Raw genomic sequence first — 11,804 nt, 5'->3', positions numbered from 1 at the left:
GCAAATTGAACAAGAACAGATGAAACAGGATGTACCTTCATTCCGTCCGGGTGATTCCGTGGAAGTGAAAGTATGGGTCGTTGAAGGTTCTAAAAAACGTCTGCAGGCATTTGAGGGCGTGGTTATCGCTATCCGTAACCGCGGTCTGCACTCTGCATTCACTGTTCGTAAAATTTCCAACGGCGAAGGTGTTGAGCGTGTATTCCAGACTCACTCCCCAGTAATCGACAGCATTACTGTTAAACGTCGTGGTGCCGTTCGTAAAGCTAAACTGTACTACCTGCGTGAGCGTACTGGTAAATCTGCTCGTATCAAAGAGCGTCTTACCAAGTAAGATTTCGCTAACGCGACATCCATATCAAGGGCTGCCATCTGGCAGCCCTTTTTTATTTAACGCATGAGCGATTGCTGCAATCCTTCTCGGCTGGCCTTTTCCCATACCGCGCGACGATCCGTAACATCAGGTAAGGTTTCACAACTGGCAGGAAATGATTTCCCATTTTGCCCCTGAACGGTTAAGAAATTGGGATCACAAATCCGCTGCTGGCCATCTGCATATCCTTTTAACCATTCTTCTCGATCGACATTTTCATCGTTATGCAAATGCGCAATGACGGGATTACTTCTTATGGGTTGTCCAGACATCGCATCATCCCAGCCAGCCTGATACCAGTCGGTGGGGGCCGGAGTTGGGGCATGGGTGTATGGGTCAACATAACAAGCAGACAGCAATAAGATTGGAATCAAGGCTAAACAGCGCATAGTGAGGATATCCATTTCAAACTGTATTAACTGAGCATAGAGCGCTTATGGCTTTGCATTACGCTATTTTCACAGACTGCATGCTTGAGCAGATAAATAGCGTGCTTATGCAGTCGTGTATAATTTAGTTTACAATAAGTGATGTTAAGTGTGCTTTAAGCGGCAATTATTTGATTGGTGTAATGTATTGTTTACGTATTTTGGATTGCAATCTTTACTAAAGCTGGTAAGGTAGTGCCATCCTCACTGAGGAAACGACTATCGCAAACGAGCTAACAGGAAAGCCATCATGCAAAAAGACGCGCTGAACAACGTTCATATTTCTGACGAACAGGTATTAATCACTCCGGATCAACTGAAAGCGGAATTCCCGCTTACTGCCTCTCAAGAAGCGCAGATCGAACACTCCCGTCAGACGATTTCCGACATTATCGCAGGGCGCGATCCTCGTCTGTTGGTAGTCTGTGGACCTTGCTCGATCCACGACCCTGATACCGCGATTGAATATGCTCGTCGTTTTAAAACGTTGTCTGAACAAGTTAGCGATAGTCTGTACCTCGTGATGCGCGTCTATTTTGAAAAGCCACGGACTACCGTTGGCTGGAAAGGGCTTATCAACGATCCACACATGGATGGCTCGTTTGATGTTGAAACGGGTTTGAAAATTGCTCGTCACTTACTCGTAGAATTGGTCAGCATGGGTCTGCCGCTGGCGACGGAAGCACTTGATCCTAACAGCCCGCAATACTTGGGTGACCTGTTCAGTTGGTCCGCAATCGGTGCACGTACCACCGAATCTCAGACTCACCGTGAAATGGCTTCTGGCCTTTCAATGCCGGTTGGTTTTAAAAATGGGACTGACGGTAGCCTGGGAACGGCGATTAATGCGATGCGTGCCGCATCTATGCCGCACCGTTTCGTGGGTATCAACCAGGCAGGTCAGGTTTGCTTGTTGCAGACTCAGGGGAACCCTGATGGCCATGTGATTTTACGTGGTGGCAAAGCGCCAAACTACAGCCCGGCAGATGTCGCGCAGTGTGAAAAAGAGATGGAGCAGGCGGGACTCCGCCCAGCCTTGATGATAGATTGCAGCCATGGCAACTCAAACAAAGACTACCGCCGCCAGCCGGGCGTGGCTGAATCAGCTGTCGCTCAGATTAAAGATGGTAACCGTTCGATTATTGGCTTGATGATTGAAAGTAATATCCACGAAGGTAATCAATCATCAGAGCAACCACGCAGTGAAATGAAGTACGGTGTTTCTGTAACGGATGCTTGCATCGACTGGGAAACCACAGAGACTTTACTGCGCGAGATTCATCAGGATCTGAACGGTACGCTTGCGGCGCGTCAGGCATAAGAGGTTTTACTATGGTGGCTGAATTGACCGCGCTGCGCGATCAAATTGATGAAGTGGATAAGGCGTTGCTGGGGCTACTGGCACGCCGCCTGGAATTGGTAGCAGAAGTTGGCGAAGTCAAAAGCCAGTATGGTTTACCGATTTATGTCCCGGAACGTGAAGCTGCCATGCTGGCTTCACGTCGTAAAGAAGCAGAAGCTCTGGGTGTCCCTCCTGATCTGATTGAAGATGTGTTGCGTCGGGTTATGCGCGAGTCTTACTCAAGCGAGAATGACAAAGGGTTTAAAACTCTGTTCCCTGCGCTACGTCCGGTGGTTATTGTCGGCGGCGGTGGGCAGATGGGGCGCTTGTTTGAAAAGATGCTCACCCTTTCTGGCTATCAGGTTCGCATTCTTGAAAAAGAAGACTGGGGCCATGCTCAAGAATTGATGGCCGATGCGGGCATGGTGATTGTGAGTGTGCCCATTCATATTACCGAGCAAGTTATCTCTCAACTTCCACGATTACCTGAAGACTGTATTCTGGTTGATCTGGCGTCAGTGAAAAATGGTCCGCTGCAAGCCATGCTGGCCGCGCATCAGGGCCCTGTACTCGGGTTACACCCGATGTTTGGGCCAGATAGCGGAAGCCTTGCGAAGCAGGTCGTGGTGTATTGCGACGGTCGCCAACCAGAAGCTTACCAGTGGTTCCTGGAACAAATTCAGGTTTGGGGCGCGCGTTTACACCGTTCCACGGCAGTTGAACACGATCAAAACATGGCATTTATTCAGGCGCTGCGCCACTTTGCAACTTTTGCATATGGTTTGCACTTGGCTGAAGAAAATGTACAGCTTGAACAGTTACTTGCACTCTCATCACCTATTTATCGCCTGGAACTGGCGATGGTAGGTCGCTTGTTCGCGCAAGACCCACAGCTTTACGCCGATATTATTATGTCCTCGGAAAGCAATCTGGATCTTATCAAGCGTTACTACAAACGATTCGGTGAGGCAATTGGCTTGCTTGAGCACGGTGATAAGCAAGCTTTCATCGACAGTTTCCGTAAAGTCGAACATTGGTTTGGCGATTACGCGCAGCGCTTCCAGAACGAAAGTCGAACTTTGTTACGTCAGGCAAATGATAGCCGACCGTAATTTCAGGAAAGGTTTTATAATCAAAAGCCATCAGGGAAACTTGGTGGTTTTTTTTATTGGCTAAAAGGATAGAAAAATGGCGCTGCCGCAAGTTCTGTTCGATTACACCGGTCACCTACCTGAATGCCCTACGTGGAGTGCAGACGAAAATTGCCTCTACTGGACGGATATTCTTGAAAATGAAATTCATCGTTACAACACCACGAGTAAAAAACACGATGTCATTAAGTTTTCCGAAGAAGTCGGCTGTTTTGCTTTGTGTGAAAACGAGGGCTTTATTGTCGCGTTGCGAAGCGGGATTTATCTCACTAACCGTACTGGCCTTATTACTCGCAAAGTCTGTGACAACCCTAATAACCCGGCTCTGGCTCGATTCAATGATGGTGGCACTGACAGAGAGGGACGTTTTTATGCCGGAACATTTTGGGGGCCAGGGGATTACAATGGCGCGTTGTTATGTCGCGTAGATAACGATCTGACTGCACATGTGATTCAGCATGATATTCATGGTGCCAATGGTTTGGCTTTTAGTGAAGATAAAAAATGGATGTATACATCTGATACCCCCAATCGTGTGATTTATAGAACCCCGCTGGAAGAAAATGCTGAACCGGGGAGGCGTGAAGTATTTAAGCGCTTTGAACCGGGGCAGGGGATGCCTGATGGCGGGGCGATTGACGCAGAAGGTTGCTACTGGACGGCGTTGTTTGATGGCTACCGTATCGCACGACTATCGCCTAATGGCGATGTATTGGAGGAGCATCAGATGCCGGTGCGCTGCCCAACGATGGTGTGTTTTGGTGGCGATGATATGAAAACTTTGTTCATTACGACGACGCGTGAAAATATGGATGCTGCCGAAGTTGCTGAACGGCCGCTTTCTGGCGCAATTTTTACCCTTAAAGTCGCGGTTGCAGGAATGCCGAAACTGAAATTTAAAGTGATGTAGTAAGCCAGCGTAATGCTGGCTTACACCCCGTATTATGCTGGGTCGACAGGCACAACGTTCTCACTTGGGTAGCAGCCAAGTACTTTCATCGAACGGGTCGTTTCACCCAGTTCGCGGAGTGCTTTGCGCATTGCGTCATCATTCAAGTTTGCCTGAACATCCAGATAAAACATCTCTTCCCACGGGTTGCCGTTAATCGGGCGAGATTCCAGTTTTGTCATGATCAGATTGTGATTTCGCAACACCAAAAGGGCTTCTACTAATGCACCAGCTTGCTGACCTGTCGCCATCAGTAATGTCGTTTTGGCTGGTACCTGGTCGGTCACTTCAATTGATTTGCGAGCCAGCACGATGAAACGGGTAATGTTCTGCGTCTGGTTAGCCAGATTACGTTCAAGTACTTGCAAATCATACAATGCCCCACCGGCTTCACTGCCTAGTGCTGCGACATGTGGCGAGTTTGCCTGAGCCACTTTTTCCATCGCCGCAGAGGTACTTTCGCAGTATTCGATTTTCCAGTTTGGGTAACGGTTGATGAATTGGCTGCATTGCTGGAAAGGTTGTGGATGGCTGTACACCGTTTCGATAGCGTCTAAATCTGTAGTGCCTTTGACGAGCACGCAGTGATCGATTGGCACGGTCATTTCGGCAACGATAGACAAGCTAGTATGCTGTAACAAATCGTAGACATCGTTTATCGCACCGGAACTGGTGTTTTCGAGTGGCACGACAGCGTAGTCAGCCTGACCCGTTTCCACCTGATTAAAGATGTCCTGGAATTTGGCACAGCCACTTTCTATGAATTGCTCAAAGTGGCGAGCGGCATACTGACGTGCGGCCAGGTGCGAGTAAGAACCTTTCGGACCCAGGAAGGCAATCCGTGCTGATTGTGGATTAGTTTTATTAAGATGCTGCTGTAATAACGCTTGCTGCGTCAGAACTGAATCTTCAATGATGAGTTGGAACAGGCGCGTAATATAATGGGCGTCCAGATTATGCGCTTTACCCAGGGTAATCAGGCGCTCCAGCAAGTCACGCTCGCGGTCGATATCACGTACCGGGCGGTGAGTCGCGAGCTTGGCCTTTCCGACTTCTACAGCCAATAAGCGACGCTCTGCCAGCAATGCCAGCAATTTTACATCCAGGGTGCTGATTTTATCGCGCAGTGCCAGCAACGGGTTTGTCTCACTCATAACGCTACCTTTTCGAAGTCCATAAAAAAGGCCTCCCGCTTGGGGAGGCCTGTTTGTTCGTCTTCGCATTCTTTATCACACGACGAATTGCCTCCCATTCAGGGGAAGGTAAAAAAGAATGCGAAGAAAAACGGGATTAATTTCATGGTTGGTTCCTGATAAGTCAGACAAGTAAGGTACTCGCTCTGTTTTCGCTCTGTCAATAAAAAACGCGCCCGTAGGCGCGTTGAGTGTGATAAAGCGAGTTTGTTACTCTTCTTCAACTTCTTCTGCGATAGCAACGTCTTTCACTGAACCTGCTGTGCGACGTGCTTCACCCTTGTGTTGCACTTTATTCAACTGCCGCTCCAGTTTGTTGATCAAATCGTTGATAGCCGTATACATATCATCGTGTTTGGCGCTCGCTACGAGCTGGCCGTTTGGCGTATTAATGGTGGCATCAGCCACGAAACCTTTCGGTTCTTTGGACAAAACAATGTGTGGGTTAATTAGGTGAGTTTGCCACTTGTCCAGTTTAGTTAGACGGTCTGCGACGTGTTGACGAATCGCTGGGGTGATTTCCATTTGTTTGCTGGTAATGTTCATTGTCATAAAGTTACCTCTGTCTTTCCCGTCTTGGTAACTCCAGCATACATTTCTTAATGTCAAAAAGCGTGATGCAAGTCACACTATTTTGTCACTTTTTGTCAACGAACCCTTTTTGTGAGGCAGGACAGGATCTCTGTTTTTAAAGCTTGTGCAACTTAAAAATAGCGTCCATATTTGATTGGATGACCTGACGCTAAACCGTTTCAGTTTGGCGTTTCAGGCAATAAAAAATGGCAGCCAAGGGCTGCCATTTTGTTTTTAAAATCGATCGATCAAGTATTGCTGCTGTTGGCCGCGATAATTTTTGCAACTTTTTCGGCTTGAGCCGGCATTTGCAGTTTACGGTACGCATTTTCCATCAGTTTCAAACCATCACGCGTGGCCTGAGTATCAGGGAAATCACGCAGCATTCCTTCGACACGGTTAACTACTGCAACCCATGCGCCGCGATTAGTGTAGTATTGCGCCACGGAAAGCTCATATTTTGCTAAACGATTTTTCAGGAACACCAAACGCTTTGTGGCATCGGTGACGTACTGGCTTTTCGGATAACCTCGAACCAGCTTAGAGAAATCGTTGAAAGCATCGCGTGCATGTGCAGGATCTCGGTCTGAACGATCTACGCCAAAGAAACCTTGTAATGCGCTATCATCCAGTGCCATGTCCGTCAGACCGCGCATGTAAAGTACGTAGTCGATGTTTGGATGGGTAGGATTTAGACGCATAAAGCGGTCAATAGCTGCCTGCGCTAGTGGCAAATCAGCATTCTTGTAGTAAGCGTAAATAAGATCTAACTGCACTTGCTGCGAGTAAGGCCCGAACGGATAACGGTTATCCAGCGCTTCCAGTTGCGTTATCGCCGCTTTAAAGTTACCGTCCTGCAACTTTTGTTGGGCAGTCGCATAAATCTCGGAAGGTGGACTATCAGGAACCTCATCCTTTGAACTGGAGCAACCAGCCAAAGCCAGGCTCAACGTGGCTGCTGCCACCAGATATTTCATACGCGTCATGACGTTTTGACTTTCCTCAGAATGTTATCCGGGAGGCTCTCAGTACCAGCTCCCGATAAAGACCAGCTACAATAGCACACTATATTAAACGGCATTGCCGTAAAACCCAACGTTAACGAAGAAGCTGTCTATGGCACAACTAGTACAACTCAACGCAACAGTATCCGAATCTCAACTCGGTCAACGCTTAGATCAAGCTTTGGCCGAATTGTTCCCGGATTATTCACGCTCGCGTATAAAAGAATGGATTTTAGACCAGCGCGTGCTGGTTAATGGCAAAATCAGCGACAAACCGAAAGAAAAAGTGTTGGGTGGCGAAATCGTCACTATCAATGCTGAAATCGAAGAGGATGTTCGCTGGGAACCACAAGACATCCCGCTCAATATCGTTTACGAAGATGACGATATTCTGGTGATTAACAAACCGCGTGATTTCGTTGTGCATCCTGGTGCGGGTAACCCTGATGGGACCGTACTGAATGCGCTGCTGCATTACTATCCGCCGATTGCCGATGTGCCACGTGCTGGCATCGTGCATCGTCTGGATAAAGACACCACCGGCTTGATGGTTGTGGCGAAAACCGTTCCTGCGCAAACTCACCTTGTTGAGGCTTTGCAATTACGTGAAATCACACGTGAATATGAAGCGGTTGCCATCGGTCATATGACTGCTGGTGGTATTGTAGAAGAGCCAATTAGCCGTCATCCGACCAAGCGTACCCATATGTCGGTTCATCCGATGGGTAAACCTGCGGTCACGCATTATCGAGTCATGGAGCATTTCCGTGTGCACACGCGTCTGCGTCTGCGTCTGGAAACCGGCCGTACGCACCAGATTCGCGTTCACATGGCGCATATCACTCATCCTTTGGTTGGCGATCAGTTATACGGTGGCCGCCCGCGTCCACCAAAAGGTGCGTCAGAAGAGTTTGTAAATGTGCTGCGTAAATTTGACCGTCAGGCTCTGCATGCAACGATGCTTCGCCTTCATCATCCAATCAGCGGTATGTTGATGGAATGGCATGCGCCAATCCCTCAGGATATGGTTGAGTTGATTGAAGCACTGCGTGTTGATACAGAAATCCATAAGGATCAACTGGACTGGCTATGAGCAAATTGATCGTCCCGCATTGGCCGCTCCCCAAAGGAGTTGCTGCTTGCAGTTCGACACGTATTGGCGGCGTGAGTCAGTCGCCTTACGACTCGCTGAATCTGGGGGCTCACTGTGGTGATAACCTGGATGATGTCGAAGAAAACCGCCGCCTGTTCTATGCTGCTGCCGAGTTGCCTTCAAAACCGGTTTGGTTAGAGCAAGTGCATGGTACAGACGTGCTAAAGCTTACCGGTGAGCCTTATCTGTCTAAACGGGCAGATGCCTCTTATAGCGCAACGCCGGGTACTGTTTGCGCGGTAATGACAGCTGATTGTCTGCCAGTGCTATTCTGTAATCAGGCGGGAACCGAAGTTGCGGCTGCTCATGCTGGATGGCGTGGTTTGTGCGAAGGCGTGATTGAAGAAACCGTTGCATGTTTTAAAGACGCGCCAGAAAACATTTTGGCGTGGCTTGGCCCAGCTATTGGCCCTGAAGCATTTGAAGTTGGCCCTGAAGTGCGTGAAGCGTTTATGGCTAAAGACATTCAGGCTGATAGCGCTTTTCGCCCCGTAGGGGAAAAATACATTGCTGACATCTACACCTTGGCTCGTCAACGTTTGTCTGCTTTAGGTATTAGCCATGTCTATGGTGGTGACCGTTGCACCTACAGTGAAGCGGATGATTTTTTCTCCTATCGACGCGACAGAACCACAGGTCGTATGGCAAGTTTCATTTGGCTGATATAACCTATTGAATCAAGACGATCCAGTGCGGGTAACTAAAGCTTCAAATATTTCAGGTCATTAACCTTGAATAATTGAGGGATGACCTCATTTAATCTCCAGTAGCAAATTTGACCTGTATATGGGAGGAGTTATGCGTCTGGATCGTCTTACTAATAAATTCCAGCTTGCTCTCGCCGATGCCCAATCCTTAGCTCTCGGGCACGACAACCAATTTATCGAACCCCTTCACGTGATGAGCGCACTGCTCAATCAGGAAGGCGGATCCGTACGTCCTTTGTTGACCTCAGCTGGCGTAAATGCTGGTAAGTTGCGTACCGATATTGAGCAAGCTTTAAGCCGTTTACCACAAGTTGAAGGCACTGGCGGTGACGTCCAGCCTTCGCAGGATTTAGTCCGTGCATTAAACCTGTGCGACAAACTGGCACAAAAACGAAATGACAACTTCATATCGTCAGAATTATTTGTTCTGGCAGTACTCGAATCGCGCGGAACATTAACGGATGTACTGAAATCAGCGGGTGCAACCACGGCAAATGTGACCGCAGCAATTGAGCAAATGCGTGGAGGCGAAAGCGTGAATGACCAGGGTGCCGAAGACCAACGTCAGGCATTGAAAAAATATACTGTTGATCTGACCGAGCGTGCGGAACAGGGCAAGCTCGATCCCGTTATCGGCCGTGATGAAGAAATTCGTCGCACTATCCAGGTTTTGCAGCGCCGTACTAAAAATAACCCGGTACTCATCGGTGAGCCTGGCGTAGGTAAAACTGCCATTGTTGAAGGCTTGGCTCAGCGCATTATTAATGGCGAAGTTCCAGAAGGTTTGAAAGGTCGCCGGGTGTTATCGCTGGATATGGGGTCACTTGTCGCGGGTGCGAAGTACCGTGGTGAATTTGAAGAGCGTCTTAAAGGTGTGCTGAATGACCTTTCAAAACAGGAAGGTAATGTCATTCTGTTTATAGATGAATTGCACACCATGGTTGGCGCGGGTAAAGCAGATGGTGCGATGGACGCAGGCAACATGCTCAAGCCTGCTTTGGCTCGAGGTGAATTGCACTGCGTAGGTGCGACCACATTGGATGAATATCGGCAATATATTGAGAAGGATGCAGCACTTGAGCGTCGCTTCCAAAAAGTGTTTGTCGCCGAGCCTTCTGTTGAAGACACCATCGCTATTTTGCGTGGGCTGAAAGAGCGGTACGAATTGCATCACCATGTGCAAATCACCGACCCGGCCATTGTTGCGGCTGCAACTCTGTCGCATCGTTATATCTCAGACCGCCAATTGCCAGATAAAGCCATCGACTTGATTGACGAAGCGGCTTCCAGCATTCGTATGCAGATTGACTCGAAGCCAGAAGAGCTTGACCGTCTGGATCGTCGAATCATTCAGCTCAAACTGGAACAGCAGGCGCTGAAGAAAGAATCTGACGAAGCTAGCCAAAAACGCCTGAGCATGCTTGAAGAAGAATTAGGACACAAAGAGCGGGAATATTCGGTACTGGAAGAAGAGTGGAAAGCTGAGAAAGCTTCACTTTCTGGTACACAGACTATCAAGGCTGAGTTGGAACAGGCAAAAATTGCGATTGAACAGGCTCGCCGTGTCGGGGATCTGGCGCGTATGTCTGAGCTGCAATACGGGAAGATACCTGAGCTCGAGAAACAGCTTGCTGCTGCAACTCAAAGTGAAGGGAAAACCATGCGTCTGCTGCGTAACAAAGTCACTGATGCAGAAATTGCGGAAGTGTTGGCGCGCTGGACTGGGATCCCAGTGGCTCGCATGCTCGAAGGAGAGCGTGAGAAACTGTTACGTATGGAACAACAACTTCATACCCGCGTTATTGGGCAGAATGAAGCAGTAGAAGCCGTATCGAACGCCATCCGTCGTAGCCGTGCAGGTTTGTCCGACCCGAATCGTCCAATTGGTTCGTTCTTGTTCCTTGGACCAACGGGCGTGGGTAAAACCGAGCTGTGTAAAGCGCTGGCAAACTTTATGTTTGATAGCGATGACGCGATGGTGCGCATCGATATGTCTGAGTTTATGGAAAAACACTCAGTCTCACGTTTGGTTGGTGCGCCCCCAGGATATGTCGGTTACGAAGAAGGTGGGTATCTGACAGAAGCCGTTCGCCGTCGTCCTTATTCTGTCATTCTATTGGATGAAGTTGAGAAGGCGCACCCGGATGTGTTCAACATCTTATTGCAAGTGTTGGATGATGGGCGTCTGACTGATGGGCAGGGGAGAACAGTCGACTTCCGTAATACGGTGGTGATCATGACATCTAACCTCGGTTCTGATTTGATTCAGGAACGTTTCGGTGAGTTGGATTATGGTCATATGAAGGACATTGTACTCGGCGTTGTTAGCCAGAACTTCCGTCCTGAGTTCGTTAACCGTATAGATGAAGTTGTGGTGTTCCATCCTTTGGGTGAAAAACACATTGCTTCTATTGCGCAGATTCAGTTGCAGCGTTTGTATAAACGTCTTGAAGACCGTGGCTATGAAGTCACTATCACAGAAGAGGCGTTGAAGTTGCTTAGTGCGAATGGTTTTGACCCAGTATATGGTGCAAGGCCTTTGAAACGCGCAATCCAGCAGCAAATTGAGAACCCATTAGCTCAGCAAATCCTTTCTGGAGAGCTGATTCCTGGGAGAGTTGTGCATCTGGAAGTAAAAGATAATCATATTGTGGCAGTGCAGTAAGTCACATAAAACATAAAAACGAGCCCTGAGGGGCTCGTTTTTGTTTAAAAACCAGGCGATATTATACTTTCTGATGGCATATTGTTTGTAAATTGAGCGAACGATAAGTTTTTTGCATTTTGGTACTTGTCAGCTTCCAGAAAATCCCTATACTGCGCCTCCACTGACACGGCACAACGGCTTACAAACCGGCTTGTCAGCCAGATGAAAAGCGAAAATAAACGCTTGACTCTGAAAGAGGAAAACGTAATATACGTCTCCTCGAG

12 protein-coding genes and 1 other annotated feature are annotated in these 11,804 nt (G+C 48.4%); of the genes, 7 read left to right on the top strand and 5 right to left on the bottom strand.

All coding sequences use genetic code 11. The features are described from left to right. On the top strand, positions 1-334 hold a 334-nt coding region (rplS, locus tag VJY99_RS05825; protein ID WP_324117134.1), incomplete at its 5' end, for a 50S ribosomal protein L19. Between the two features lie 56 nt (positions 335-390). Here the strand turns inward: rplS and VJY99_RS05820 are convergent. Then, the gene (locus VJY99_RS05820; protein WP_083963307.1) at positions 391-777 is read right to left on the bottom strand and encodes a DUF2799 domain-containing protein; all 387 of its coding nucleotides are present in this window, start codon (positions 775-777) and stop codon (positions 391-393) included. A 274-nt stretch (positions 778-1,051) separates the two neighbouring features. Here VJY99_RS05820 and aroF point away from each other — a divergent pair, with 274 nt between their 5' ends. From aroF to VJY99_RS05805, 3 genes are all read left to right on the top strand, one after another. Further along, the gene (aroF, locus tag VJY99_RS05815; RefSeq protein ID WP_324117133.1) at positions 1,052-2,122 is read left to right on the top strand and encodes a 3-deoxy-7-phosphoheptulonate synthase AroF; all 1,071 of its coding nucleotides are present in this window, start codon (positions 1,052-1,054) and stop codon (positions 2,120-2,122) included. 11 nt (positions 2,123-2,133) lie between these two features. Further along, complete coding sequence (gene tyrA, locus VJY99_RS05810; protein WP_324117132.1) at positions 2,134-3,255, top strand: bifunctional chorismate mutase/prephenate dehydrogenase; 1,122 nt, start codon at positions 2,134-2,136, stop codon at positions 3,253-3,255. 76 nt (positions 3,256-3,331) lie between these two features. Then, positions 3,332-4,204, top strand: coding sequence for an SMP-30/gluconolactonase/LRE family protein (locus VJY99_RS05805; protein ID WP_324117131.1), 873 nt, complete (start codon positions 3,332-3,334; stop codon positions 4,202-4,204). A gap of 32 nt (positions 4,205-4,236) precedes the next feature. Here VJY99_RS05805 and pheA read toward each other — a convergent pair whose 3' ends face one another. The 4 genes from pheA to bamD all read right to left on the bottom strand — a co-directional run bounded on the left by pheA (position 4,237) and on the right by bamD (position 6,995). Continuing rightward, entirely contained in the window at positions 4,237-5,397 is a 1,161-nt protein-coding gene (gene pheA / locus VJY99_RS05800; protein WP_324117130.1) for a bifunctional chorismate mutase/prephenate dehydratase, read from the bottom strand. Positions 5,398-5,418: 21 nt separating this feature from the next. Beyond that, positions 5,419-5,544 (bottom strand) — a sequence feature (Phe leader region). Beyond that, positions 5,496-5,543 carry a pheA operon leader peptide PheL gene (gene pheL / locus VJY99_RS05795; RefSeq protein WP_101706155.1) on the bottom strand — a complete coding sequence of 16 codons (48 nt, stop codon included), beginning with the start codon at positions 5,541-5,543 and terminating at the stop codon, positions 5,496-5,498. Its footprint overlaps the feature before it by 48 nt. 102 nt (positions 5,545-5,646) lie before the next feature. Then, positions 5,647-5,988 carry a ribosome-associated translation inhibitor RaiA gene (raiA, locus tag VJY99_RS05790; protein ID WP_324117129.1) on the bottom strand — a complete coding sequence of 114 codons (342 nt, stop codon included), beginning with the start codon at positions 5,986-5,988 and terminating at the stop codon, positions 5,647-5,649. A 269-nt stretch (positions 5,989-6,257) separates the two neighbouring features. Next, the gene (gene bamD, locus VJY99_RS05785; RefSeq protein WP_324117128.1) at positions 6,258-6,995 is read right to left on the bottom strand and encodes an outer membrane protein assembly factor BamD; all 738 of its coding nucleotides are present in this window, start codon (positions 6,993-6,995) and stop codon (positions 6,258-6,260) included. A gap of 130 nt (positions 6,996-7,125) precedes the next feature. On the opposite strand from bamD, the gene rluD reads away from it, so the two are divergent. The 3 genes from rluD to clpB all read left to right on the top strand — a co-directional run bounded on the left by rluD (position 7,126) and on the right by clpB (position 11,538). After that, positions 7,126-8,106, top strand: coding sequence for a 23S rRNA pseudouridine(1911/1915/1917) synthase RluD (gene rluD / locus VJY99_RS05780; RefSeq protein WP_324117127.1), 981 nt, complete (start codon positions 7,126-7,128; stop codon positions 8,104-8,106). Further along, a complete protein-coding gene (gene yfiH, locus VJY99_RS05775; RefSeq protein WP_324117126.1) occupies positions 8,103-8,834 on the top strand; it encodes a purine nucleoside phosphorylase YfiH in 732 nt (243 codons plus the stop codon). Before rluD ends, yfiH begins: the two co-directional genes overlap by 4 nt. A gap of 130 nt (positions 8,835-8,964) precedes the next feature. Continuing rightward, entirely contained in the window at positions 8,965-11,538 is a 2,574-nt protein-coding gene (gene clpB, locus VJY99_RS05770; RefSeq protein WP_324117125.1) for an ATP-dependent chaperone ClpB, read from the top strand. Positions 11,539-11,804 lie beyond the last annotated feature (266 nt).

Origin of the sequence: Buttiauxella sp., assembly GCF_035271705.1 — a bacterium.
In the GTDB taxonomy this organism is placed as follows: Bacteria; Pseudomonadota; Gammaproteobacteria; order Enterobacterales; family Enterobacteriaceae; genus Buttiauxella.
This window is presented reverse-complemented; position numbering and strand designations above follow the sequence as displayed.